This window comes from Cryptosporangium arvum DSM 44712 (genome assembly GCF_000585375.1).
Lineage (GTDB): Bacteria > Actinomycetota > Actinomycetes > Mycobacteriales > Cryptosporangiaceae > Cryptosporangium > Cryptosporangium arvum.
Genome location: NZ_KK073874.1, coordinates 3,109,006 through 3,132,805 on the forward strand (window position 1 = coordinate 3,109,006; position 23,800 = coordinate 3,132,805).

The following is a 23,800-nucleotide window of genomic DNA, read 5'->3' on the forward strand; positions in this document are numbered from 1 at the left end:
CGGCGGCGTGCTCGTAGCCTGCTTCTCGTGAAGAGAACCTCGCTGGTGCTCGCCGGCGCTCTCGGTGTGGTGATCACGGCCGGGGCGATCCGGGTCAGCTGGGGTGGGTCGTACTGGGTGTTCGGGGCGGTCGTCGGGGCGCTGGCGATCGGCGGCGCGGTGGCCGGGCTGCGGTACCCGGTGTTCCTGCTGGCCGGTACGGCGATCCTGGTCGCGGCGTCGGCGGGCCTGCCCAGGGAGCCGGGGCCGGCGACGGTGCTGGCGCTGGGGGTGGTGGTGGCGGCCGCGGCGCGGGAGGCCGAGGTCGGCGTCCCGGCGGCCGGGCTGGCGGTCGTCGCCGCCGGATTCGTGGCCGGGGGAGCCACGACCGTGCCGGTGCTGAGCGCGACCGGCTGGGTGGGCGCGGTGGGTGTCGGGCTCGGGCTGCGCGCGTTCGACGTCCAGCGGCGCGCGGCCCGGGAGGCGGTGCGCCGGGAGGAGCGGCTGGAGCTGGCCCGCGAGCTGCACGACGTCGTGGCGCACCACGTCACCGGCATCGTGGTGCAGGCGCAGGCCGCGCAGCTGCGCTCCGCGCCGCCCGGGTCGGTGCCCGGCGCGCTGGCCGGGATCGAGGCCGCGGGGACCGAGGCGCTGGCGGCCATGCGCCGGCTCGTCGGGGTGCTGCGTTCCCCGGGCGACGCCGGGCAGGCGGCCACCGCCCCGGAGGAACTCGACGCGCTGCTGGACCGGTGGCGCGGTCCCCGGCTGCGGCGGGACGTCGCGGCGGGTGAGTGGCCCGCGGAGGTGCGGAGCACGGTGTACCGGGTCGTGCAGGAGGCGCTGACGAACGTGTCCCGGCACGCGCCGGGTGCGGGCTCGGTGACGGTGTCGGTCGCGGCCGACGAGCGGGAGCTGGTGGTGGACGTGACCGACGACGCCCCGGCGGTGTCGTCGCGGCGGCCGCGCGGGGGCTACGGGTTGATCGGGATGCGTGAGCGGGTGGAGTCGCTCGGGGGCGTGGTCACTGCGGGTCCGCGGGACGCCGGCGGGTGGTCCGTGCGGGCGACGATTCCGCTGTGACGATCCGGGTGCTCGTCGCCGACGACCAGGCGATGGTGCGGAGCGGGTTGCGGCTGATCCTGGAGGACCAGGCCGACATCCGCGTGGTGGCCGAGGCCGCCGACGGCGCGGAGGCGGTCGCTCGGGCCCGGGAGCTGCGGCCGGACGTGTGCCTCGTCGACATCCGGATGCCGCGCCTCGACGGCCTGGAGGTGACCCGCGCGCTCGCCGGGCCGGACGTCGCCGATCCGCTGCGCGTGGTCGTCGTGACGACGTTCGACACCGACGAGTACGTCTACGGCGCGCTGCGCTCGGGCGCGGTCGGGTTCCTGCTCAAGGACGCCGGTCCGGCGCTGCTGGTGGAGGCGGTGCGGGCCGCGCACGCCGGTGACGCCCTGGTCTCGCCGTCGGTCACGGTGCGGCTGCTGCGCACGGTGCGCGAGCGGGCCCCGGCACGCGCACCGGCGCGCCCGCTCTCCGAGCGGGAGCTCGAGGTCGTCCGCGAGGTGGCCCGGGGCCGGACGAACCGGGAGATCGCCGCGCGGCTGTTCATCTCGCTGAGCACGGTAAAGAGCCACGTCTCCGGCATCCAGACGAAACTGGGTCTGCGGAACCGGGTGGAAGTGGCCGCCTGGGCGTGGGAGCACCATAAGGTCGACTGATCGTCCTCTGGAGGGGCCTGTGACTGTTTTGTCGGCTTTAGTGGCCGCGCTGGAATCCGCTGACGTCGAGGTCGTCGACCTGACCGCGCCGCTCAGTCCGTCGACGCCGGTCCTGCAGCTGCCGCCGCCGTTCGCGAACACGATCCCGCTGAGCCTGGAGGCGGTCAGCGCGTTCGACGACGCGGGCCCGGCCTGGAAGTGGAACAACATCCACACCGGCGAGCACACCGGGACCCACCTGGACGCTCCGGCGCACTGGATCACCGCGCGCGACGGCGAGACCGTCGACGCGATCCCGCCGTCGAAGCTGATCGGCCCGGTCGTCGTGGTCGACGTGCGGGCGCAGGTCGCCGCGGACCCCGACTTCCTGCTCGAGCCCGAGCACGTCGAGGCGTGGGAGGCCGAGCACGGCCGGGTGCCCGACGGTGCCTGGCTGCTGCTGCGGACCGGGTGGAGCGCGCGCCAGGAGGACGCGGTCGCGTTCGCCAACGCCGACGAGAACGGCCCGCACACCCCGGGCCCGTCGGCGCGGGCCGCGCGCTGGCTGGCGTCCGAGCGCACGATCGCCGGGTTCGGAGTCGAGACGGTCGGTATCGACGCGGGCGCCGCGGGCGGCTTCGAGCCGCCGTTCCCGGCGCACCACTTCCTGCTGGAGGCCGGCACGTACGGGCTCACCCAGCTGCGCAACCTCGAGAAGCTGCCGGCCACCGGGGCGGTGCTGGTCGTGAGCCCGCTGCCGATCGTCGGCGGCACGGGTAGCCCGAGCCGGGTGTTCGCACTGGTCGAGAAGTGACGTCGGTCGCCGACGTCGTCGGTGCGCTGGTCGGGAGGCTCGGGGCCCGGTACGCGTTCGGTGTCGTCGGCAGCGGCAACTTCCACGTCACCAACGCGCTGAGGAACGCCGGGGTGGAGTTCGTCGCGACCCGCCACGAGGGTGGCGCCGCGACGATGGCCGACGCCTACGCCCGCACGTCCGGCGTCCCCGGGGTGCTGTCGCTGCACCAGGGCTGCGGGCTCACGAACGCGATGACCGGCATCGCCGAGGCCGCGAAGTCACGCACGCCGCTGCTCGTGCTCACCGCCGACACGGCCGCCTCGGCGGTGCGCTCGAACTTCCGTATCGATCAGGACGCGCTGGTACGCAGCGTCGGGGCGGTGCCCGAGCGGGTGTACGGCGCGTCGAGCGTCGCCGACGACGTGGTGCGGGCCTGGCGCACCGCCCGCGACGGTCGGCGGACGGTCGTGCTCAACCTGCCGCTGGACGTGCAGGCCCAGAGCGCCGAGCTCGGCGACGTGCCGGAGGTGCCGGCTCCGGTACCGGTGCGTCCGGGGGAGGCGGCGGTGGAGGCGCTGGCCGCCGCGATCACCGCGGCGCGGCGCCCGGTGTTCGTCGGCGGGCGGGGCGCGCGTGGGCACGGCCCGGTGCTGCGCGAGCTCGCGGCGCGCACCGGGGCGCTGGTCGCCACGTCCGCGGTGGCGAAGGGGCTGTTCACCGGCGACCCGTTCGACCTCGGCATCTCCGGTGGGTTCGCGGATCCGCGTGCCGCGGACCTGATCCGCGGTGCGGACCTGCTGGTCGGCTGGGGCTGCTCGTTCACCATGTGGACGCTGCGCCACGGCCGGTTGATCGGCGAGGGCACCCGCCTGGTCCAGGTCGACGACGACCTGGCGGCGCTCGGCGCGAACCGGCCGATCGACCTGGGGGTGCACGGCGACGTGGGTGCCACGGCGGCGGGCCTGCTTCCCCGGCTGGAGCAGCGCGAGGGGTACCGACGACCCGGGCTGCTGGACGGCGGGCCCGGGTGGGGGCCGTTCGACCTCTCCAGCGCCGACCGGATCGATCCGCGCGCGCTCTCGGCCGAACTAGACCGGCGGCTGCCCGCGGAGCGCACGGTGGCCGTCGACTCGGGCAACTTCATGGGCTACCCGGCGGCGTTCCTGGGCGTGCCGGACGAGGCGGGGTTCTGCTTCACGCAGGCGTTCCAATCGATCGGGCTGGGGCTGGCCACCGCGGTGGGCGCCGCGCTGGCCCGCCCCGACCGGCTGACCGTGCTCGGCACCGGCGACGGCGGTCTGCTGATGGCCGCGGCCGAGCTGGACACCGTGGCCCGGCTCGGGTTGCCGCTGCTGATCGTGGTCTACGACGACGCCGCCTACGGCGCCGAGGTGCACCACTTCGGCGCCGGCGCGGACCTGTCGGCGGTGACGTTCCCGGAGACCGACATCGCCGCGGTCGCCCGCGGGTACGGGCTGCGCGGCGCCACCGTGCGCACGCTCGACGACCTGCGCGTGCTCGACACCTGGGATCGGCGTTCGGCGCTCCTGCTCGACGCGAAGATCGCCGACGACGGCGGATCGTGGTGGCTCGCGGAGGCGTTCCGCGGCCACTGATCCGGGGTCAGCCGCAGCACGCGAAGTCGGGCCCGAGGCTGATGCCGCCGATGAAGTGCGTCATCTCCTCGTCGGTGAAGCGGGCTCGTTCGTCGACCTCGACGATGATCGACCGGCGGTCGTCGATCGTCATCAGGTAGGACGGGCCGTCCGCGGTGCCGAGGCGCCGGTACTTCGTCACGGTCCAGCGGCCGGCTTCGAACGTGCGCACCCGGATCGGGTTGTCGTGATCGTGGCCGGCCTGGACCCGGACGGTCACGACTCCGTGCAGGTCCAGGGAGCCGGGTTCGGGACGCATGGCCTCGTAGTCGCCGTCCGGCTCGAGGAACTCGTAGATCGACCGGCGGGGTCCGGTGAGGGCGCCGCCCACCGTCAGGCCGGGCGGAGCGGTCGCGAACCGTAGCTGGTCGGAGATCGGCGTCTCCTGCGCGGTGATGCCGCGGGCGATGCCCGCGAGATCGTCCGGGGTGACCCCGAGCGGCCGCGTTTCGGCCCGGTGGGACGCGGAGATCTGGACCCAGACGCCGAAAGCGCGGTGGAAGTAGGTCAACTCCAGGTAGGGGCCACCCTTGTAGTTCGAACCGGCCCGCTCCTGGATGCCGCCCCGGGGACGCGGGGGAACGACGTAGACGTCCGCCCGGAGGTTGCCGACCGGGATCGTGCTGTACGTCCCGAGCCCCATGCTCGGGACCAGCCGCACCCGGCTGATCCGGACCTGGATCCAGGCGTCCGGCCTGGTGTCCTGCTGGCTGGTGAACAGCCAGTTGCCCGGGGTGTCGAGCATGACCTGCGCCGCCGGGAAGTTCGTCGGCATCGGACCGACGCCGACCGGAGACGGCGGGACGACGCCGGGGCCCGCGCTCGGGCGTTGCGCGGGCACCAGCCGGTCCTGGCGGTCGGTGGACCACGCCACGGTTCCGGCGGCCAGGAGCACGACCACGGCGACGGCGCTCACCAGGGCCCGGCGGCGGTTGCGGCGGCGGCGGATCCGGATGTGGACACCGGCGAGCAGCCGCTCGGGCTCGGAGACGCTGTCGGCCTTCTCGGTGAGCATCCACCGCACGGCCTGGTCGACCTCGTTCATCGGACTTCGCCTCCCACGGTGTGGATCTCGTCGCGGAGCCGGGCGAGGCCGCGGCTGACGTGGCTGCGGACGGTGGCCACCGAGCAGTTCAGGAGCCGGCTGATCTCGTCGTCGTCCAGATCCTCGTAGAAGCGGAGGACGACCGCGGCCCGCTGCTGGCGGGGCAGGCCGGAGAGCGCGTGCCAGAGCGCGTCGCGCTGGGCGAGCGTCTCGGCGTAGTCGGTTCCGCCCGGCGCGTCGACCGTGAGCTCGGACGGTGTCTCGCCGGACGAGCGGCGCCGCCGCCAGGACAGGTACTGACGCAGGATCGCGGTGCGGACGTAGGCGTTGGGGTCGTCGTCGCGGCGCAGGCGGGACCAGCGTCCGTGCACTTTGGCCAGTGCCTCCTGCAGCACGTCCTCGGCGAGGTGGTAGTCGCCGGTGAGCAGGTAGGCGAACCGCAGCAGCGCCCGGCCGCGCTCGGTCACGTAGTCGTCGAACCCCAAAGGCACTTCGGCCCCTCTCGTTCCGCCGTCCCCTTCTCTACGCGGCGAGGGCTCGGTTTGTGGAACGCGGACCCGACGATTTTTCGCCGGTCGGCCCGGCGGGCGCCGCGATCGCGGGTCAGGCCAGGCCTAGGCGGGGCCAGTCCGCGAGGTCGGCGAGCAGCTGCCGGTCGTGGGTCGCGACGACGACCGCGGCCGGGGTCGAGCGCAGCGCCGCGGTCAGCTCGTCGACGAGCAGCGGCGAGAGGTGGTTGGTCGGCTCGTCGAGCAGGATCAGCTCGGGCCGTTCGGCCAGCCGCAGCGCCAGGTCGAGCCGCCGCTGCTGGCCCAGCGAGAGCCGGCCCACCGCGGTGTGCCGGGCCTGGCGGTCCAGCAGCCCGGTGGCGGCCAGCGAGCCCTCCCCGGCGTAGAGCTCGGCCGCGGTCCGGTCGGCCGGCCACTGCGGGACCTCCTGGGCCAGCCGGGCGATCCGCGCCCCGGCGGCCCGCGTCACGGTGCCGGTGTCCGGGGCCAGCGCCCCGCCGAGCACCGCGAGCAGCGTCGACTTGCCGGTGCCGTTCGCGCCGGTGATCAGCAGCCGGTCACCGGCGTCGAGCACCACCGAGGCCGGGGCCAGCCGGCCGGTCACGCCCACCCCGGACGCGCGCACGAGCGTGGTGCCCCGCCGGGCCGGCAGCGCGGGCCAGCGCAGCACCGGTTCGGGCTCCGGCACGGTCGCGCGGTGCGCGTCGAGCGCGGCCCGCTCGCGGTTGAGCGCCTGCACCACGCCCGGGGCCCGGGACTGGCGCTGGTGCTTCCCGGTGCCCTTCGGCGGCCGCCAGCCGGTGTCGAGCCGGTCCCGGGCCTGTTCCACGGCGACCGTGAGCCGCCGGTGCTCGGCCTGCTGCTCCGCGTACTCCTGCTCCCAGCGCTCCCGGTCGCGCCGGTGCCCCTCCTGCCAGGCCGGGTAGGCCCCCACGTACCGGTGCGGCCGGCCGTCGGCGCTCGGGTCCAGGTCCAGGAACTCGTTCGCGACGTCGTGCAGCAGCGCGCGGTCGTGGCTGACCAGCGCGACCCCGCCGGAGTGGCCGCGCAGCCGGTCGGTGAGGAAGGCGAGCCCGTCGGCGTCGAGATGGTTGCTCGGTTCGTCCAGCAGCAGGATGTCGTGGTGCGCGCCGAGCAGGCAGGCCAGGCGCACGCGGTAGCGCTGCCCCACCGAGAGCGTGGTCAGTGCGCGGGAACGGTCCGGGCACGCGTTCAACGCCGCGAGCGCGACGTCCACCCGCCGGGTCGCGTCCCACGCGCCCAGCCGGGTCGCGGCGTCCAGCGCCGCCGCGTACCGGTCGGCCGAGCCGTCCGGATCGGACGTCAGCGCGGCGGTGGCCTCGTCGAGCGCGCGCAGGGCGGCCCGGGACGGTGCGACCGCCTCGTCGGTGAGCGTGCCGACGGTCTCGCCGGACCGGCTCTCCAGGGCCTGGCGGGCCAGCCCGACCGTCCCGGCCCGGCGCACGACGCCGGAGTCGGGCGCGCGCACCCCGGCCAGGACGTGCAGCAGGGTGGTCTTGCCCCGCCCGTTCTCCCCGACGATCGCGAGCCGGGAACGGGGGGAGACGGTGACCGACACGTCGTTCAGGACGGTCCGGGCACCGAGGGTGACGGTGATGGCGTCAGCACGCAGATGGGCGCGCTCGCCCACGGAAAGAACAGACATCGCACAGCTCCGCAGCTCGGAATCGAGCCGGGCAGCACGGGATCAGCCGCCCGGCAGAGGACCGGAACGGCGGAGCATCAACGAGTGAGGGCGCCGCCGTCAGCGGCGGATGCGGAGCCTCATCGAGGCGACACCTGTGTGCATGCGCGGCACGCTACCCGACGAACTCCCGGATCAGCGACGCCATTTCGGCCGGGCGGTCGCTCTGCACCGCGTGCCCGGCGCCCTCCACCACCGCGATCCGCAGCGTCGGCAACCGCCGCTGCGCCTCCCGGGCGTCGGCGTCGGTGACGAACGCCGACTCGCCACCCCGGACGAGCATCGTCGGCATCGTCAGCGTGGCCAGGTCGTCCCAGAGCAGCGCGCCGGCGTCGGTGAGCGTCGGGTCGGAGCGGTCGTAGCGCCACGTCCACCGGCCGTCGGGCAACTGCCGGGTGTTGTGGACGACGCCCCGCCGGACCGCGGAGGCCGGCCGCCGGGGCGAGGCGGCCACGGCGGCGTCCACCATCTCCTCGAGCGTGTCGAACGTCCGCGGCCCCCGGGTCAGCGCCACCGCGCCCCGCTCCCGGTCGGTCATCCGGGCGTAGGCGTCGCGTGACCCCGGGGTCGCGTCCACGAGCATCGCCCGGCGCACCAGGTCGGGCCGGGCGGCCGCGAGCCGCACCGTGGTCAGCGCGCCCAGCGACATGCCGATCACCGCGGCGGCGTCCGGAGCGCGCCGCTCGACCACCGTCGCCACGGCGTGCGCGTTGCGCACCGGCCCGTAGTCCCGGTCGTCCCGCCAGGACGAATGCCCGTGGCCGGGCAGGTCGATGGCGATCGCCGGGCGGCCCAGTAACAGCGCGACCAGGTCCCAGGTGTGCGCGTTCTGGCCGCCGCCGTGCAGGAACACCAGTTCCGGCTCGGAGTCGCCCCAGGTGAGGACGCTGACGTGCCGTCCGGGCGAAGTTTCAATCGCGCTGCGGGTGACGCGCGGGACGCGTTCGGGCCCGACCCCGAGCTCGTCGGCGGCCTCGGTCAGGATCGAGAATTCGTCCACTGTTCGAGAGTATGCACCCGCAGCACCGCGAGGACGACGTCGTCCTCACTCGTCGGTCCGAAGGCCTCCAGAAGGTGGTCACACAGTTCGTCGGCGGTCCGGTGCGGCCGCCCGGCCAGCGTGTCGACCAGACGGCCGAGCCCGTCGTCGAGGGACTGGCCGCGCCGCTCCACCAGGCCGTCGGTGTAGAACACGAGACTGGAACCGGGTTCAAGCACGATCGTGTGGTCCGAGCGCGCCGCGTTCGGGTGCACACCGATCAGCAGTTCCGGCCGGGTGTAGAGGAGCGTGACGGTCCCGTCGGCGGTGACGAGCGCGGGCGGCGGGTGCCCGGCGTTCGTCCAGCGCACCTCCCGCCGGCCCTGCGGCCCTTCCCGCTCGACGTGCGCGAGCACGACCGTGGCGAATGCGCCGACGTGCAGCCCGTGCAGGGCGTCGTCGAGGGCGGCGAGCACCCGGGACGGGAAGTGGCGCAGCGTGTACGAGATGCCGCGCAGGAGGTTGCGCAGCTGACCCATGAGCGCGGCGGCGTCCATGTCGTGCCCGGTGACGTCGCCGACCGCCATCGTCAACCGGCCGTCGGGGAGTTCGAACGCGTCGTACCAGTCGCCGCCGACCTGGGCCTGCTCCAGCGCGGAGCGGTAGCGCACCGCGATGTCCAGGCCGTCGGGCTTCGGCGGCGGCGTGAGCAGGCTGCGCTGCAGGCTCTCGGACATCCGCCGTTCGAGCTCCGCGGTGCGACGCTCGGCGTCACGCTGGCGGGCCCGGCTGAGCGCCTGCGACAGCGCCGTCCCGATCAGCCGGACGAACCCGAGGTATCGCTCGTCGAGCGGGAGGTGCGGGCTGAGCCGGGCGACGAACGTGGCGTCGGGCTCGGTGCTCAGCCGCAGGTGAGCGACCGGTCCGGGCTCCAGCGCGAAGTCCTGGCCGGGCGGCAACGAGCCCGGGACCCGGATCGCGACGTCCGGGAAGTCGGCCGGGCTCTCACGCAGCACGCCGAGCGCCACCGCGTCGAGCTCCTGCGGGTGCTCGAGGTGGCCGAGCCGGTCGGAGAGCCGGCTGAGCAGCGCCAGCCGGCGGCGGTCGACCAGCTCGTGGGTCGTCTCCGACGCGATGTCGATGACCCCCTCGATCGTGTCGTCGGGGCCGTACACCGCGGAGTACGAGTAGGTGAAGTACGTTTCCTCGGCGAACCCGTGCCGGTCCATCATCAGCAGCTGGTTCTCGGCCCAGGTGGTGCCCCGGCCGGTCGCGACCGAGTCGAGCAGCGGCCCGATCGTGTCCCAGATCTCGCCGAACACGTCGATCGCGGACCGGCCCAGCGCGCCGGGGTGCTTGTCGCCGATCAGCTGCACGTAGGCCTCGTTGTAGACGAGCACGTACGTGGGTCCCCACAGCAGCGTCACCGGGAACCGGCTGTTCAGCGCGAGGTCGACCGTGCTGCGCAGCGTCGGGCTCCAGGACTCGACCGGCCCGAGCGGCGTCGCGGCCCAGTCGACGCCGCGGTAGGCGTCACGCAGGGCGCCGGCGGCATCGAAGAGGTCTCGCACGCGGCGAACTGTAACTAGTGGGACAGGTGTTCGCCGGTTTCGGGGGCGCCGTGTCGGGCCTGGGAGTATGCGTGCATGCAGGGTCGAGCCGTCACGTCGCGGGCGTTGCGCCTGCTCGGTGCGTTCGACGCCGAGCATCCGCGGCTCCGGCTGTCCGCGCTCGCCCGGCGGGGCGGCCTGCCGCTGAGCACCGCCCACCGGCTGGTCGCCGAACTCGAGGAGTGGGGCGCCCTCGACCGCGAGCCCGATGGCGCCTACGTCGTCGGGCGGCGGATCTGGCAGCTCGCGCTGCTGGCCCCGATCCACGGCGAGCTACGTGAGATCGCGATGCCGTACCTCGAGGACGTCCACCGCGCGACCGGCGAGAACGTGCACCTGGCGATCCGCGACGGCGGGCACTCGCTGTACATCGAGCGGATTTGGAGCCGCGCGTCGGTGCCGCTGGAGAGCAAGGTCGGGCGCCGGTTGCCGCTGCACGCGACGGCCGCGGGAAAGGCGCTGCTGGCCGCGGCGGCCCCGGAGGTCGTCGAGGCCGCGCTGGCCGCGCCGGAGCGGCTGACCCCGCACACGGTCACCGACCCGGCGGCGCTGCGCCGCGACCTGGCCGAGGTGCGCTCCCGCGGGTACGCGTACAGCGCCGGGGAGGCCACGCCCGGCACCTGGTCGATCGCGGTCGGCGTCCCGGGGCCGCTCCGCACCACGCTGGCGTCGCTCGCCGTGGTCGCGGGCGGCCCGGACGACCCGGGTACCGCGACCGGACCGGAGCTGCGCCGGCTCGCGGCCGTCCTGATGGTCGCCGCGTCCGCCCTCGGCCGCGAGCTCGGCAAAACGGCTTGGTCACGGGGGCCAGTCTGAACCCGTGGACGCGGCGATACGCACCTACTACGAGCGCGGCGGGGAGCTGACCCGGCTCGACGCCGGGAACGGGCGGCTGGAGTTCCTGCGCACGCAGGACATTCTCCGGCGGGTGCTGCCGCCGGGCCCGGTGCTCGACGTCGGCGGCGCCACCGGGGTCCACGCCCGCTGGCTGGCGGCCGACGGCCACCCGGTCCGGCTCGTCGACCCGCTCCCGTCGCACGTGGCGCACGCCGCGTCGATCCCCGGCGTCGACGCCGTGCGGGGCGACGCCCGGCGCCTGGACGAGCCGGCCGGCGCGTACGCGGCGACGCTCCTGCTCGGCCCGCTCTACCACCTGACCGACCGGGCCGACCGGATCGCGGCCCTGCGTGAGGCCGTGCGCGTCACCGCGCCGGGCGGGGTCGTGGTGGCGGCGACGATCGCGCGGCACGCCGGGCTGTGGGACGCGGTGGCCCCCGACCGCTACGCGCGCCCGGCGGTGCGGCACCTCGTCGAGGTCGAGGTCGCCACCGGGGTGCACGACGGGCTGGCCGAGGAGCTGCTCACGCTCGCGTACTTCCACACCGCCGACGAGATCCGCGACGAGTTCGCCGCGGCGGGGCTGCCCGGCGCCACCCGGTACGCGTGGTCGAACAGGACGAGAGCCAGTTCGGGGCCACCTCGCACCTGCTCACGGTCGGGCGGCGGCCAGCGAGCGGCTGAGCCATTCGCTCATCAGCGTCCGCTCGGCGTCGGTGAGGGCAGGCAGTTCGCCGATCCGCGTGCCGAACGTGACCGCGACCGTGCGCAGCGAGTCGTCGGCCGCCGCCGGCCGGGCGCTGAGGATGCGGCCGGCGACCGCGTCGAACATCGCGTCGGCGAGGCCCTCGTCGCGCTGGTCGGCGGGTTGGCCGAGCAGCGTCAGCACCGTGCCGGTACCGGCCGAGTGGATGATCCACACCGCGCGGTCCTCGTCGACGCGCAGCAGCCCGGCGGTGGCCAGCGCGCGGATCTTGCCGCGCAGCTTCTCGATGCCCGCGGCCAGCGCCGGTGACGGGGTGCTGCGCTCCCGGGCGTAGAGCAGCGCATAGAGGCCGGGGTTGGCCAGGCCGAACCGGATCTGGGCGTGCCAGCCGGAGCGGAGGTCGGCGACCGGGTCGTCGTCGACGTCCTGCCGCACCTTCTCCGCGACGTAGGTGGCCATCACGTGTTCGGCGACCGCGTCGACGAGCCCCTCCTTGTCGCCGAACAGCCGGTAGATCGTGGGCGCCTGGACGTCGGCGGCCTCGGCCACGGCGCGGGTGGTCACCGCGCGGACCCCCTGCTCGCGCAGGAGCTTGGCCGCGGCTTCGACGATCTGGTCTCTTCCGGTCACCTATCAACGATAACAAATCGACGTTAGCGCTGGAATCGAACCAGTGCTAACGTCATTTGCGTAGCACTGGAAACAACCAGGGAGTCAGCCATGTTCGTCATCACCGGAGCCACCGGCCAGCTCGGATCGCGGATCGTCGAGCGGCTGCTGCGGCAGGTGCCGGCCGAGCGCGTCGCGGTCAGCGTGCGTGAACCGGCGAAGGCCGGCGCGCTCGCCGAGCGCGGCGTCCGGGTCCGCGGCGCGGACTTCACCGACCCGGCCTCGCTGCGCGACGCGTTCGAGGGCGCCGAGCAGGTGCTCGTCGTCTCGGCCGCGATCCGCGGCGCCGACGAGGCGGTCGCCGCGAACACCGCCGCGCTCGACGCGGCCAAGGCGGCCGGCGCGAAGCGGATCCTCTACACCAGCCACCAGGCGGCGTCCCGCGACTCGCTGTTCGGCGCGGCGCAGACGCACGCGCGCACCGAGGAGCACCTGGCCGGGCTCGGCGTGCCGTTCACCGCGCTGCGCAACGGCTACTACGCCACGGCGATCGGCCTGACCCTCGGTGGTGTCCGGGAGACCGGCCGGCTGGCGCTGCCAGCGGACGGCCCGTTCTCCTGGACCTGGCACGACGACCTGGCCGACGTCGCGGTGGCCGCGCTGACCACCGACGGCCTCTTCGACGGCGCCACGCCGCCGCTGACCGCCCCCGAAGCGCTGGACTTCGAGGGCGTGGCCGCCGTCGTCGGCGAGGTGCTCGGCCGCACCGTGACCCGGGTCGTGGTCAGCGACGAGGAGTGGGCCGCCGCCAGCGGGCTACCGCCGGCCGCCGCCGAGTTCATGCTCGGCATGTTCCGCGCCGCCCGCCGGGGCGAGTTCGCGGTCACCGACCCGACGCTGGAGACGGTGCTCGGCCGGCCCGCGACCCGCGTGCGTACCGTCCTGGAGCGGCTGCTTCAGGCCTGAACGATCGCGAACTCGACCACGGCGAGTTCCTGCCGCTCGCTGCCCTCGACGCGGACCGCGGTGAGGCGGTGCAGGCCCCACTCGACGAACGTGAGGTCGGCGAGTTCGATGACCCGCGGCTCGTGGATCGGCGTCCCCGGGATCTGGTGGATCGTGTTCACGACGAAGTGGTGATCGACGTGGCCGAGCGCTTTCGTCGGCCCCTCGATCTCGATCCGGATCACCGGGGTGCGGTCGACCTCGTCGGGCGTGACGCCGAAGACGGCGGCGAACGTGACGTTCGCGGTCGCGGGCAACGCGGGGAGCTTGGCCCACTCCCAGCCGGCGCCCTCCACGTACAACAGCCCGGCTTCCACATGGGCTGAATGCGCGACCATCGCCGCCACTGCACGCATGAACCGTGTCCCCTCGCTCCCAGGTTTCCTCCCCCGAGTTTCGCAGGTCGGTGCACGGTCGGAATCCCGGGATACCGTGATCGGCGTGGAACCGCGCGCGCTGATCGGTGAGTGGACGATGGCCCGGCGGGTCGTCGATCGGTCGGCCGGGACGTACGGAACGGTGGCCGGAGCGCTCGTCGTCACGGCGTTCGAGTCGGGGGTGCGGTTCGCGGAGAGTGGCGTCCTGCGCTGGCAGGGGGCCGAGCTCCCGGTCTACCGCGTCTCGTTGCTGCAGCCGCTCGACGGCGAGTGGTGGATGTTGTTCGAGGACGGCCGGCCGTTCCACCCGTGGCGGCCGGGCACACCGGTCGTCCACCCGTGTGGCCGGGACACCTACGACGGGGTGGTCGCGCTGGACCGCGGAGGCCACCGCCTGCGGACGCTCTGGGACGTGCACGGCCCGGCCAAGCGCCAGCGGCTGGTCACGCGCTTCACGCGTTAACTCATCACGGCCCGGTCGCGACGCGGCGCGGCGGCTGTGCCTCCACCGGGCCGAGCGGCGAAGATGCCCGGACACCGAGGGAGGTCGACGATGACTACTCAAGACGTTCCGGTGCTGGAGGTGTCCGAACCGCAGGCCGGCGAGGCGCCCGGGTTCGCGGTCGGGGTGACGCTGGGCGGGAAGCTCGCGCCCGACGTCGCCCGCTACGCCCGGACGGCGATCCGGGCCGCGGTCGGGGACCACCGCGGCCCGGTGCTCCGCGCCGACGTGCGGATCGTGCGCTACGACGACCCGTCGCTGGAGCGGCCGGTCGCGTCCTACGCCACCGTCAACCTGAACGGCACGCGGGTCCGCGTCCACACGACGGCGACCACCGCCCACGAGGGGCTGGACGAACTCCGGCAGGAGCTCCGCGCGGCGCTCGACCGCTCGGACTCCGACCGGCGCGCCGACGCGCAGCGCCGCCCCGCGGCCACGCAGATGCCGGCCGCGCCACGCATCCGGGTGCCGGGCGTGGTGTCGGGGGAGTGCAGCGTGGACGAGGCGATCGGGGTGCTGGACCTGCTCGACCGGGACTTCGAGTTGTTCCACGACAGCGGCAGCGGCGAGGACACGGTCGTGTACCGGGCCGGCCCGACCGGCTACCGGCTGGTGCAGGCGCGCCGCTCGCCGATCGAGCGCTGCCCGGCGGTCGCGGTGTCGATCGACCGCGAGCCCGCCCCGCGGCTGAGCGTCGAGGTGGCGGCGATCCGGCTGGCGCGCAGCGAAGCGCCGTTCGTGTTCTTCACCGACGTGGCGACGGACCGGGGCACGGTGCTCTACGTCCGCCGCGACGGCGACTACGGCCTGGTGACGCTGGACTGAGCGCGGTCGACGGTGCCGTGCCACGAGCCCGTAGCCGCATCACGGGCGCCGAGCGGTCAGGCGGCGGCCCGGAAGTCGGCCAGTCCGGGGCCGTGCTGGCGGCGGAGTTCGGCGGCCAGGGACTCGGGGGCGGTGTAGTAGCCCACCAGGTACCCCCGGCAGGACAGGCGGAGGCGGGGGACGCCGTCCAGCGTCACCGGCTCGATCGCCCACTCGCCGCAGCACACGCACCTCATACGACCCAACGTGCGTCGGCGAAGTTGCAGGCCGATCGGCCGCAGGGTCGATCTTCGGCCCGCGCGGCGGTTGGTGCGGGCGGCCGCCACCCCGGGCCGGGACGGCGACGGCCCGGTTCCGGCGCCAGCTCCGGCGGCGCGTCGCTACGCTCGAGAGGATGACACGACGCCCGGCGGAGGGGCGCCCCTCGTGACGCTCCGGATCGCGACCCTGAACGTCTGCGGGCTGCCGTCCTGGCTGTCGCGGCTGCCGCCGATCGAGGACCGGGCCGCCGGGATCGGCCGGTCGCTCGAAGCGTCCGAGGTCGACGTGTTCACGGTCCAGGAGCTCTGGGGCCGACGCTCGGCGCGCGCGTTGCAGCGGCACCTGCCGTCGTTCCGGCACGTGGCGTGGCACGCGGCGGCGAGCGGCGGCCCGGCCGGGGGAGTGGCGACGTTCTCGCGGCGCCCGCTCGGCCCGGTGCGCTACCGCTCGTTCGCCGGCACCGCCCCGCGCACCAGCACGCCGTCGTTCCGCGCCTGGCGCGCGCTCAACGCCCGCCGGCAGGGCATGCTCGCGGTGACGCTCGACGACGTCCTGATCGTCACCACGCACCTCACCGCGAACAAGGACGGCGACTGGTCGGAGGGCAACCGCTACTACCAGTTCCACCGCGACCAGCTCGCGGTGCTCCACGCGTTCGTGCGGGAGCGGGGACCGGCCCGGCAGACCGTGCTCACCGGCGACTTCAACATCGCGAGCCGCTCGCCGCTCCACCGGTTCGTGACCGAGGACGGCGCGTGGCACGACCCGTTCGAGCACACCGACCTGACGACGTTCCGCGCCGAGTACCTTCCGCGCGGCTCCACCGTCCACCGCATCGACTACATCCTGCTCGACGGACCGGCCGAGGCCCACGACGCGCGCGCCCTGTTCGCCGACGAGGTGCTGTCCGACCACGTCGGCCTCACGCTCGCGCTCCGCGGCGGTACTCGCGTGGTGACACCCCCACCACCCGTTTGAACGCGGTGCTGAACGCGGTCTCCGACCCGTACCCCACGGACCGGGCGATCACGGCCACCGGCTCGTCGCCGCGGCGCAGCCGGTTCGACGCCAGCTCCATCCGCCAGCCGGTCAGGTACTCCAGCGGGGCCCGGCCGACGACCGCGGTGAACCGCTCGGCGAGCGTCGAGCGCGACACCGAGGCCGCGTCGGCCAGCGAGGCGACGGTCCACGGGGCGGCGGGCGCGGCGTGCACGGCACGCAGCGCGGCTGCCACCACCGGATCGGTCAACCCCGCGAGCCAGCCCGTCACGGCCGCGTCGGCGCGCCCCAGGTGCCAGCGCAGGATCCGGACGAACAGCACGACCGCCAGATGCTCGGCCACCAGCGCCGCCCCCAGCGCCGGTGACCGGAGCTCGCTCCCGATCTCGTCCAGCGCCCAGCGCAGGGCGTCGGCCTGATCACCGGGCACGTGGATCACCGGCGGCAACGCGTCGAGCAGGACGGCGCCGGCCCGGTCTCCGAACGAGAACCGGCCGCCGACCAGCACCACGTCCGCGCCCTCGCCGGTGTGCGCCATCCCGTCGGCCGCGGCGGCGAACACCGGCCCGGCCGGCACCGCTGGTGCCGCGAGGTCGGACGCCAGCACGTACGGCACCGGCCGCGTCAGCAGGTAACAGTCACCGGCGGTCAGCCGGACGGTCTCGTCCCCGACCCGCAACCAGCACTGCCCCTCGCGGACGACGTTGAACTTCACGCCGTCCGGCGCGGCGAACGCCACCGCCCACCGCCCCCCGGCGGTCAGCCCGGCCGACACGTGGCCGCGGGCGTCGAGCAGAGTGAGCACGCCTTCCAACGGATCCTGGACGATCACGAACAAACTCCGGTCGATCGATACTGTTAAGTCCAGAATACCGAGCGATGCTGGAACCATGACCACCTTGAACGGCCGCCGCGCCCTCGTCACCGGCGGTGCCTCCGGCATCGGTGCCGCCACCGTCCGTGCTCTCGTCACCGCCGGCGCCGACGTCACGATCGCCACCCGCGATCCCCGCCGCGCCGACGCCCTGCGCGCCGACAACGTCCACGTCCGTGCGCTCGACCTCGCCGACCTCGACTCGGTCGCCGGCTTCACCTGGGACGGCCCGCTCGACGTCCTCGTCGCCAACGCCGGCGTCATGGCCCTGCCGACCCGGCAGCTCTCCCCCCAGGGCTGGGAACTGCAGCTGGCCACGAACTACCTCGGGCACTTCGCGCTGGCGCTCGGTCTGCACCCGCACCTGGCCGCGGCCGGCGACGCGCGCCTCGTCGTCGTCAGCTCCGGCGCGTACCGGAACGGACCGTTCGACTTCGACGACCCGCAGTTCGCCCGGCGTCGCTACGAGCCGTTCCTGGCGTACGCGCAGTCGAAGACCGCGACGCTGCTGTTCACGGTGGGGGCCGCCGGCCGCTGGGCCGCCGACGGGATCGTCGCGAACGCCGTCAACCCCGGCTACGTCCACACCGAACTGCAACGGCATCTGGACGACGACACGATGCGCGCCTTCGGCGCGATGGACGAGGCCGGCAATCTCGTCACCCCGGACTACTACCGCACTCCCGAGCAGGCCGCGGCCACCTCGCTGCTGCTGGCGACCGCGACGACGACCGGCGGCTACTACGAGGACGGCCACGAGGTCGCGCCGGAGCCGTTCGCGAGCGACCCGGAGGCCGCCGACCGGCTCTGGCGCCTCGGCGAGGACACCGTCCTCAGGTAGGGGTCCAGCCCAGCGCCGGGCCCAGTGTCCCGGCGATGTCGGTGAGGATCTGCACGTAGTCCTCGTGGTCGAAGCTGAACGGCAGCGCGAACGCCACCTCGCTCACCTCGGGGAAGGCCGCGTGGGCGGCGAGCTGCTCGGCGATCTGGCTCGACGGGCCGACCAGGTCGCGGGCGAACAGCATCCGGGCCGGGCCCTGCGGGGTCGTCGTCCGCGGGGTCCGCGCCTCGACGTACGCCTCGTACTTGGCGCGCTGCTCGGCCGACGCGCTGTCGGTGGGGATCACGACCAGGCCCTGGGAGACGCGGCCGCCCGGGTTCGCCGCCCGGAACGTCCGGATGTGCGAGAGCTGGATCTGTGCGAAGTCCTCCGACTCCTCAGCCTTCACCACGCTGCTGGTCAGGAAGTTCATCCCGTTCTCGCCGGCCCACCGGGCCGAGCGGAGGCTCGCGCCGCCGTACCACATCCGGCCGCCGAGCCCGGGGGAGTGCGGCTCGATCCGGTTCGAGAACACCTCGAAGCCCTCGACGCCGGCGTCGGTGACCGTCTCGCCCCGGACGAAGCGCAGCAGCCGCGCCACCCGCTCGTAGCTGAAGTCCTCCTCGGTGTCGGGGTAGAGCGCGGGCTTCACCCGGTCGTAGTGCATCGGCGGGCCGACGCTGACGCCCGGCTCGAGCCGCCCACCGGAAAGGAGGTCGACGGTGGCCAGGTCCTCGGCCAGCCGCAGCGGGTTCTCCCAGCCCAGCGGGATCACCGCGGTGCCGAGGTGGATGCGGCTGGTGCGCTGCGAGGCCGCCGCCAGCACCGCCACCGGCGAGGAGATGCCGTACTGCAGGTGCCGGTGCCGCACCCAGGCGCTGTCGAAGCCGAGCTGCTCGCCCAGCTGGATGATCTCGAGCGTCGATTCGTGGCCGGGGCGCGGATCCGCCCCGTCGAACAGCCCGATCGTCAGAAAGCCCAGTTTGTTGATAGGCACACCGCTATTCAACCCCGGAATTCGGTGGACGGCGGTGGTGGGGTGAGGTGGTGAGTACTCGTACCTTTCGCATCACCGTCCGGGGTGTCTTCGACGGCCTCGACGCCGAGCAGCGCGCCGCGCTCCAGGCCCGAGCGGCCGAGCACGACGTGTTCACCGCCGCCTTCACCCCCGAGGGCACGCTGACGTACGACGTCGCGGCGCGGCCCGCGTTCACGTTCCGGTTCTCCGACACCGGTGACGACGAGGAGGACATCCTGGTCGCCACCGAGCTGGCCGAGGAGAAAGCCGCGGCGTGGCTCACCGAGCGGGGATACGGCTACAAGAACCTGCGCTCGACCGCGGAGGACCTGTCGATGGCCCCGCTCGGCAAGCGCGGCCGCCGCGAAGCGGGTCGCTAGCCGCCGGCCAGTCTCGAGCGGCGGGACCGGGCGGCCAGCCAGCTGTAGAGCAGGCGTCCACCGTTGGTCTCGAACGCGGCCGAGCCGGGCTGGAGCGAGGCGTCGGCCGCTCCGCTCCACCCGCGCGGGCGCCCGTCGACGTCCTCGTCGAGGAACGACGCGAACACCGCCGAGAGGGTCTGCGCGACCTCGACGTACACGTCCGGCCGGGTGACCCACGGGCACAGGACGCCCACGATCGTGCCGACCGTCGGCGAATCGATCGACCCGCCCGGAGCCGTGCGCCCCAGCAGCATCGTCAGGTGGGCGGCCTCCCACGACTCCTCGGAGCCCGCGATCAGCGTCCGTCGTGCGCTGTCGTACTCGGTCCCGCCGTCGGCGGCGGCGCGGAAGACCTGCTGCAACGCGACGAGCAGCGACAGCGCCGCTCTCGGCCCGGCGGCTCGGAACGCGCGCAGCAAAGCGTCGCGATCGGCGTCGGGAGCCGGGACGACCGGCCGGATCGGGCCGCGGGTCGCGGCGAGCTCGGAGTAGCTGACCGCGGCGCGCAGACCGCGGGGAACTCCGAAGTCGGCCGCGTAGCGGCCGGTGGTGGTGGCCAGACGCCAGCCCTGATTCTGGGCGTCGACCACCCGTGACGGTGGTTGGATGACGGTTCACTCCTCCCGCGTGGCGACGCTGATCATCGTGTACATGTATCCGCAGAAAGCGGTCGCCAGGAATACGAACAGCGACATCCGGGGATCGCCCGAGAACTGATAGAGCACGACCCCGAGAATGATGCTGACAACGATCGTGGTAATTGCGCGTGTCGTGACGAAAGAGCTCCGCATGCCTTCGACGCTGCCACGCGGCACGGCCGATCGGCCCCCGTCTGGATCAGCTCGTAGATGCCTCCTGGGCAGGGCTTATGTCCATTAGGAAACCGGCAGGTTCGCGGTGTCGTTCCTGGACTGATTATCAGGTGGTGGTCACGGACAACCGATGTTTATGAGAGAACGTTCAGCCTTGACGCGGGGGTGTCGGGGTGGGCTGATAGCGTCCGGGCGATGGAGGCTGGCGAGCAGGCCTGGACCGTGACCGGATCGCCCATGCGGCGGCTGCGGGCACCCGCGATCGACTTCGGCGCGATCCGCTCCGAGCTGGGCACGCCACCGGAATTCTCGCCGGAGGCGCTCGCCGAGGCGGCGGCCGCTCCGGCCGAGTCCACCCGCACCGACCTCACCGACGTCCCGTTCGTCACCGTCGACCCGCCCGGCTCACGCGACCTCGACCAGGCGCTGCACCTCGTCCCCGACGGCGACGGTTTCCTGCTGCGCTACGCGATCGCCGACGTCGCCGCGTTCGTCCGGCCCGGCGGTGCGCTCGACCGGGAGACCACCGGCCGCGGGGTGACGCTCTACCTGCCCGACGGCCGGATCCCGCTGCACCCGCCGGTGCTCAGCGAGGGCGCGGCCAGCCTGCTGCCCGATCAGGTGCGCCCGGCGGTGGTGTGGACGGTGCGGCTGGCCGCCGACGCCACGCCGCTCGACGTCCGCATCGAGCGGGCCACCGTCCGCAGCCGGCAGCAGCTGTCCTATCCGGAGGTCGAGGCGGGTGCGCGACCGGAGGCGCTGACCGCGCTGGAGGCGTTCGGCACGGTCCGCGCGGAGCGGGTCCTGGAACGCGGCGGCATCGACCTCGACGTGCCCGAGCAGGAGGTCGAGCGCACCGGCGACGGCGGATGGCGGCTCGTGCTGCGTGCGCAGACCCCGGCCGAGCGGCACAACGCGCAGGTCTCGCTGCTGACCGGGGAGTGCGCGGCGGCGATGATGCTCGACGCGGGCGTCGGCCTGCTACGCACGTTGCCGCCCGCCGGGCCCGCCGACGTCGAGCGGGTCCGGGCGGTGGCGCCCGGACTCGGTATCGAGTGGCCGTCCGGTGCGTCGCCGGGGCGCGTGGTCGCGAGCGTCGACGCGGCCGACCCACGTGGTGCCGCGTTCCTCGACGTGGCGGCGACGCTGCTGCGCGGCTCGGGCTACACGCCGTTCATCGGCGGGGTGCCGGAGCAGCCGTTCCACGCCGGGGTCGGCGCGCCGTACGCGCACGTCACCGCGCCGCTGCGTCGCCTGGCCGACCGGTACGCCACCGAGGTGTGCCTGGCGGTCGCCGCGGGCGCCCCGGTGCCGACCTGGGTGCTGGAGGCGCTGCCCGGCCTGCCGACCACGATGGCCGGAGCGACCCGCCGCGCCGGGGAGTTCGAGCGCGCGGTCGTCGACCTCACCGAGGCCGTGCTCCTCGCCGAACGGATCGGCGAGGAGTTCGACGCGGCCGTCGTCGACGTCTCCGGCGAAGGCAAGAGCGGCACGGTGGCGCTCGACGATCCGCCGGTGTGGGCGAAGTGCGCGGGGCCGGGGCTGCGGGCGGGGTCGCGGCTCCGGGTCCGTCTCCTGGAGGCCGACCCGACGACCCGCCGCGTCCGCTTCGGCCGCGCCTGAGCACCTAGCCGAACAGGTGGCGGTTCGCGCGGCTCCAGGCCAGGCGTTCGCCGGCCAGGTCCAGCACGCCGCTCTCCTGCCAGGCCAGCTGCGGCTGCCGTCCCTCGGCGGCGAGCTGGCGGGCCCGGCGCCACACGTTGCGCTGCTGCTCGATGACCTCGTCGACCAGGCCGTCGACGGTCGTCAGCCCGTAGCCACCGGCGAACGTCTCGAGGCGTCGGCGCCGGTCGGGTGGCACCGGGTGGTGCAGCGACTCGCAGCTGTAGCGGTCGTCGCGGAACGGCGCCACGTACTCCAGCGCGTACGCGACGTCGTGCACGGGCGGCCCCGGGTAGACGTAGTCCCAGTCGAGGATCCCGATCGGCCGGTCCCCGCGCCAGACGAGGTTCCAGGGGCCGAAGTCGCCGTGGCAGACCAGTTCCCCGACCTCGAACGTGCCGTCGTCGGCGGCCCAGCCGGCGGGCGCGGCGGGCCGGAAGTCACGCACCGCGTCGTGGTACTCGCGCAGCAGCCGCGCCATCGCGACCAGGCCGGCGTCGGCGACCACGCGGTGCCAGGCCGCGCCGCCGGACTCACCGTCGAGGTACGTCAGCACCTCGCGCCCGTCGGCGTCGATGCCCAGGAACCGCGGCGAGTACGGGAACCCGACCGCCTCCAGGTGCAGCAGGAGCTCGTGCACGGTCGCCGACCAGGCGTGCAACGGCCGCCGCACGGTGTCGCCGATACGCACGACCGGCCGGTGCGGATCGTCCTGCAGGAACGACGGGGCGGACGGCCCGGAACCTCCCGGGCCGCCGGCGGTGTACGTCGCCGTCAACGCAGCCCCAGGTCCGCCCAGACCAGGCGGTGATCGGACGTCGGGAAACCGTTGACCGCCGACCACTGCGGGTCGAACACCCCGGTCAGGCGGGACAGCGGATCCGAGCGCACCGGCCAGAACACGCCTGAACGCAGGATCGGTGTCCCGACCCGGGGCAGCACGTAGTCGGCGTGCAGGTTGCCCGGAGCGGTGTCGGCGAAGTCCGCCGTGTCGAAGCGCGGGTCGCCCTTCTGGGTGGTGTTCGCGCCGCCCTGGAGTCTCGCTGCCTCCACCGCACCCGCGCTGGAGGGGAACGAGCGGGCGTCGATCAGTGGGTGCCCGGTGAGCTGCCGGGCCGCGTTCCGGTACGAGTCACCGTCGTCCGGGTCGGCGTTCTGGTCGCCGGCGATCACGAACGTCTGCCCCGGATGCAGACCGCCGCGACGGCCCTTGTCGTCGTACACGTAGGACGCTCGTGCCGGCGTCACGTAGTCGGCCCAGAACCGGATCTCGTCGTGGTTCCGCCGGCCGTTGCGGTCCTCCGGACCGTCGAACGTCGGCGGCGTCGGGTGCGACACCAGGAAATGCACGGTCTTACGGCCGACGGCGATCGGCACGTCCCAGTGGCTCTTCGACGACAATCGCAGCGCCGCCTGTTCCTCGGGCGAGTAGAAGTCCGTCGGTATCGCGTTACCGGGCATATCTTTCCACTTGAACCGCTGGAACGTCCGCACGGCGCGAGAGTCGATCGGGAACTTCGAGTAGACGACCATCCCGTACTGGCCCGGAAACTGGCCGAAGCCCCACGAGTCGTCGCCGTAGGCCGCCTCGCCCGGCGTCGTGCCGGTCACGCCGTCGTTGTTCAGGTCGAAGCCGGAGGAGATCCCGGTGTTCGACGGTGCCACGAAGCGGTACGGGTAGCGCTGCGCCGGCGCGCCGTTCTGCGGCACCGCGAGGAAGTTCTCGGCGAACAGCCGCGCGGCCTCGGGGTCGTAGTCGAACTCGTTGATCAGCACGACGTCCGGGTGCGTGCGCTGGATGACCTCGGCGACGTTGTGCGCCTGGCGCCGGTAGACGTCGTCGACACCCGGGTCGGCGAGGTGCTCGCGCAACAGTCCTTCGGTGGGCCGGTTGAGGGACAGGTTGTAGGTCGCGAAGCGGACCGCACGCTCGTCGTGGGCGACCGCACCGGCGGGTGACGTACCGATGATCGCCGCGCACACCGCGGCTACCGTAAGAACTCGCTTCATCACGCACTCTCGATACCGGACGCCGCGTCCGTCCGGGGCGGCTTCGCCCGATCCGTCGCCGACAGTTCAACCGGCGCGATCGC

General features: G+C 73.9%; 27 protein-coding genes and 1 pseudogene. 13 read left to right on the top strand and 15 right to left on the bottom strand.

The annotated features are described in order from the left end of the window. Positions 1-27: 27 nt before the first annotated feature. From CRYAR_RS50155 to CRYAR_RS14500, 4 genes are read left to right on the top strand one after another with little or no spacing between them, the layout of a single operon-like run. The gene (locus tag CRYAR_RS50155; protein ID WP_035851270.1) at positions 28-1,059 is read left to right on the top strand and encodes a sensor histidine kinase; all 1,032 of its coding nucleotides are present in this window, start codon (positions 28-30) and stop codon (positions 1,057-1,059) included. Then, positions 1,056-1,700 (top strand): response regulator, encoded by a 645-nt coding sequence (locus tag CRYAR_RS14490; RefSeq protein WP_035851272.1) that lies wholly within the window; start codon positions 1,056-1,058, stop codon positions 1,698-1,700. Before CRYAR_RS50155 ends, CRYAR_RS14490 begins: the two co-directional genes overlap by 4 nt. A gap of 19 nt (positions 1,701-1,719) precedes the next feature. Next, a complete protein-coding gene (locus CRYAR_RS14495; protein WP_035851273.1) occupies positions 1,720-2,493 on the top strand; it encodes a cyclase family protein in 774 nt (257 codons plus the stop codon). After that, positions 2,490-4,091 (top strand): thiamine pyrophosphate-binding protein, encoded by a 1,602-nt coding sequence (locus CRYAR_RS14500; RefSeq protein WP_035851275.1) that lies wholly within the window; start codon positions 2,490-2,492, stop codon positions 4,089-4,091. The genes CRYAR_RS14495 and CRYAR_RS14500 overlap by 4 nt, the downstream gene beginning before the upstream one ends. A gap of 7 nt (positions 4,092-4,098) precedes the next feature. Here the strand turns inward: CRYAR_RS14500 and CRYAR_RS14505 are convergent, their stop codons facing one another. The 5 genes from CRYAR_RS14505 to CRYAR_RS43050 all read right to left on the bottom strand — a co-directional run bounded on the left by CRYAR_RS14505 (position 4,099) and on the right by CRYAR_RS43050 (position 9,939). Next, positions 4,099-5,175: a hypothetical protein gene (locus tag CRYAR_RS14505; protein WP_035851277.1), complete on the bottom strand. Its 1,077-nt coding sequence runs from the start codon at positions 5,173-5,175 to the stop codon at positions 4,099-4,101. Next, positions 5,172-5,666, bottom strand: a complete 495-nt coding sequence (locus CRYAR_RS14510; RefSeq protein WP_157017660.1) for a SigE family RNA polymerase sigma factor — start codon at positions 5,664-5,666, stop codon at positions 5,172-5,174. Before CRYAR_RS14510 ends, CRYAR_RS14505 begins: the two co-directional genes overlap by 4 nt. A gap of 112 nt (positions 5,667-5,778) precedes the next feature. Continuing rightward, the gene (locus CRYAR_RS14515; protein WP_035851279.1) at positions 5,779-7,350 is read right to left on the bottom strand and encodes an ABC-F family ATP-binding cassette domain-containing protein; all 1,572 of its coding nucleotides are present in this window, start codon (positions 7,348-7,350) and stop codon (positions 5,779-5,781) included. Between the two features lie 154 nt (positions 7,351-7,504). Then, entirely contained in the window at positions 7,505-8,389 is an 885-nt protein-coding gene (locus CRYAR_RS14520; RefSeq protein WP_035851280.1) for an alpha/beta fold hydrolase, read from the bottom strand. Continuing rightward, a complete protein-coding gene (locus CRYAR_RS43050; protein ID WP_051570208.1) occupies positions 8,368-9,939 on the bottom strand; it encodes a PP2C family protein-serine/threonine phosphatase in 1,572 nt (523 codons plus the stop codon). The genes CRYAR_RS14520 and CRYAR_RS43050 overlap by 22 nt, the downstream gene beginning before the upstream one ends. 75 nt (positions 9,940-10,014) lie before the next feature. Between CRYAR_RS43050 and CRYAR_RS14530 the strand changes: the two genes are divergently transcribed. Together CRYAR_RS14530 and CRYAR_RS51250 are read left to right on the top strand one after the other, a co-directional pair. Further along, entirely contained in the window at positions 10,015-10,794 is a 780-nt protein-coding gene (locus CRYAR_RS14530) for an IclR family transcriptional regulator (RefSeq protein WP_035851281.1), read from the top strand. Positions 10,795-10,924: 130 nt separating this feature from the next. Beyond that, a pseudogene (locus CRYAR_RS51250) lies at positions 10,925-11,341 on the top strand (class I SAM-dependent methyltransferase); the annotation flags it as partial. Here CRYAR_RS51250 and CRYAR_RS51255 read toward each other — a convergent pair. Both CRYAR_RS51255 and CRYAR_RS48585 read right to left on the bottom strand, forming a co-directional pair. Continuing rightward, a complete protein-coding gene (locus tag CRYAR_RS51255) occupies positions 11,260-11,463 on the bottom strand; it encodes a hypothetical protein (protein WP_035851282.1) in 204 nt (67 codons plus the stop codon). The pseudogene CRYAR_RS51250 and the gene CRYAR_RS51255 sit on opposite strands and share 82 nt — an antisense overlap. A gap of 4 nt (positions 11,464-11,467) precedes the next feature. Continuing rightward, positions 11,468-12,151: a TetR/AcrR family transcriptional regulator gene (locus CRYAR_RS48585; protein WP_035851283.1), complete on the bottom strand. Its 684-nt coding sequence runs from the start codon at positions 12,149-12,151 to the stop codon at positions 11,468-11,470. Between the two features lie 90 nt (positions 12,152-12,241). Between CRYAR_RS48585 and CRYAR_RS14545 the strand changes: the two genes are divergently transcribed. Next, positions 12,242-13,096 carry an NmrA family NAD(P)-binding protein gene (locus CRYAR_RS14545; protein ID WP_035851284.1) on the top strand — a complete coding sequence of 285 codons (855 nt, stop codon included), beginning with the start codon at positions 12,242-12,244 and terminating at the stop codon, positions 13,094-13,096. Here CRYAR_RS14545 and CRYAR_RS14550 read toward each other — a convergent pair. Beyond that, positions 13,087-13,491: a hypothetical protein gene (locus CRYAR_RS14550; protein WP_157017664.1), complete on the bottom strand. Its 405-nt coding sequence runs from the start codon at positions 13,489-13,491 to the stop codon at positions 13,087-13,089. The genes CRYAR_RS14545 and CRYAR_RS14550 overlap by 10 nt on opposite strands. Positions 13,492-13,576: 85 nt before the next feature. Between CRYAR_RS14550 and CRYAR_RS14555 the strand changes: the two genes are divergently transcribed. Together CRYAR_RS14555 and CRYAR_RS14560 are read left to right on the top strand one after the other, a co-directional pair. Beyond that, the gene (locus tag CRYAR_RS14555; RefSeq protein WP_157017667.1) at positions 13,577-13,975 is read left to right on the top strand and encodes a DUF6314 family protein; all 399 of its coding nucleotides are present in this window, start codon (positions 13,577-13,579) and stop codon (positions 13,973-13,975) included. Between the two features lie 90 nt (positions 13,976-14,065). Then, positions 14,066-14,839, top strand: coding sequence for a sigma 54 modulation/S30EA ribosomal C-terminal domain-containing protein (locus CRYAR_RS14560; protein ID WP_169745028.1), 774 nt, complete (start codon positions 14,066-14,068; stop codon positions 14,837-14,839). Between the two features lie 56 nt (positions 14,840-14,895). On the opposite strand, the gene CRYAR_RS47005 is transcribed toward CRYAR_RS14560, so the two are convergent. Further along, positions 14,896-15,075 (bottom strand): hypothetical protein, encoded by a 180-nt coding sequence (locus CRYAR_RS47005; protein ID WP_157017669.1) that lies wholly within the window; start codon positions 15,073-15,075, stop codon positions 14,896-14,898. 190 nt (positions 15,076-15,265) lie between these two features. Here CRYAR_RS47005 and CRYAR_RS14565 point away from each other — a divergent pair, with 190 nt between their 5' ends. After that, positions 15,266-16,078: an endonuclease/exonuclease/phosphatase family protein gene (locus CRYAR_RS14565; RefSeq protein ID WP_035851291.1), complete on the top strand. Its 813-nt coding sequence runs from the start codon at positions 15,266-15,268 to the stop codon at positions 16,076-16,078. Here CRYAR_RS14565 and CRYAR_RS14570 read toward each other — a convergent pair. Next, positions 16,023-16,928, bottom strand: a complete 906-nt coding sequence (locus tag CRYAR_RS14570) for an AraC family transcriptional regulator (protein ID WP_035862449.1) — start codon at positions 16,926-16,928, stop codon at positions 16,023-16,025. The genes CRYAR_RS14565 and CRYAR_RS14570 overlap by 56 nt on opposite strands. A gap of 61 nt (positions 16,929-16,989) precedes the next feature. On the opposite strand from CRYAR_RS14570, the gene CRYAR_RS14575 reads away from it, so the two are divergent. After that, the gene (locus tag CRYAR_RS14575) at positions 16,990-17,814 is read left to right on the top strand and encodes an SDR family NAD(P)-dependent oxidoreductase (protein ID WP_035851293.1); all 825 of its coding nucleotides are present in this window, start codon (positions 16,990-16,992) and stop codon (positions 17,812-17,814) included. Here CRYAR_RS14575 and CRYAR_RS14580 read toward each other — a convergent pair. Further along, positions 17,807-18,790 (bottom strand): LLM class flavin-dependent oxidoreductase, encoded by a 984-nt coding sequence (locus CRYAR_RS14580; RefSeq protein ID WP_245620456.1) that lies wholly within the window; start codon positions 18,788-18,790, stop codon positions 17,807-17,809. The genes CRYAR_RS14575 and CRYAR_RS14580 overlap by 8 nt on opposite strands. Before the next feature lie 50 nt (positions 18,791-18,840). Between CRYAR_RS14580 and CRYAR_RS14585 the strand changes: the two genes are divergently transcribed. After that, positions 18,841-19,191 (top strand): DUF6204 family protein, encoded by a 351-nt coding sequence (locus CRYAR_RS14585; RefSeq protein ID WP_035862458.1) that lies wholly within the window; start codon positions 18,841-18,843, stop codon positions 19,189-19,191. Here the strand turns inward: CRYAR_RS14585 and CRYAR_RS14590 are convergent. Both CRYAR_RS14590 and CRYAR_RS47010 read right to left on the bottom strand, forming a co-directional pair. After that, complete coding sequence (locus tag CRYAR_RS14590; protein WP_035851297.1) at positions 19,188-19,823, bottom strand: hypothetical protein; 636 nt, start codon at positions 19,821-19,823, stop codon at positions 19,188-19,190. The two genes, CRYAR_RS14585 and CRYAR_RS14590, sit on opposite strands and share 4 nt — an antisense overlap. A 24-nt stretch (positions 19,824-19,847) precedes the next feature. Continuing rightward, complete coding sequence (locus tag CRYAR_RS47010) at positions 19,848-20,024, bottom strand: hypothetical protein (protein WP_157017671.1); 177 nt, start codon at positions 20,022-20,024, stop codon at positions 19,848-19,850. Between the two features lie 216 nt (positions 20,025-20,240). Here CRYAR_RS47010 and CRYAR_RS14595 point away from each other — a divergent pair, with 216 nt between their 5' ends. Next, on the top strand, positions 20,241-21,668 hold the full coding sequence (locus tag CRYAR_RS14595; RefSeq protein ID WP_211247450.1) for an RNB domain-containing ribonuclease: 1,428 nt from the start codon (positions 20,241-20,243) through the stop codon (positions 21,666-21,668). A 4-nt stretch (positions 21,669-21,672) separates the two neighbouring features. Here CRYAR_RS14595 and CRYAR_RS14600 read toward each other — a convergent pair whose 3' ends face one another. Together CRYAR_RS14600 and CRYAR_RS14605 are read right to left on the bottom strand one after the other, a co-directional pair. Then, positions 21,673-22,485, bottom strand: coding sequence for an aminoglycoside phosphotransferase family protein (locus CRYAR_RS14600; protein ID WP_211247451.1), 813 nt, complete (start codon positions 22,483-22,485; stop codon positions 21,673-21,675). Beyond that, the gene (locus tag CRYAR_RS14605; RefSeq protein ID WP_035851299.1) at positions 22,482-23,717 is read right to left on the bottom strand and encodes an endonuclease/exonuclease/phosphatase family protein; all 1,236 of its coding nucleotides are present in this window, start codon (positions 23,715-23,717) and stop codon (positions 22,482-22,484) included. Before CRYAR_RS14605 ends, CRYAR_RS14600 begins: the two co-directional genes overlap by 4 nt. Positions 23,718-23,800: the final 83 nt, after the last annotated feature.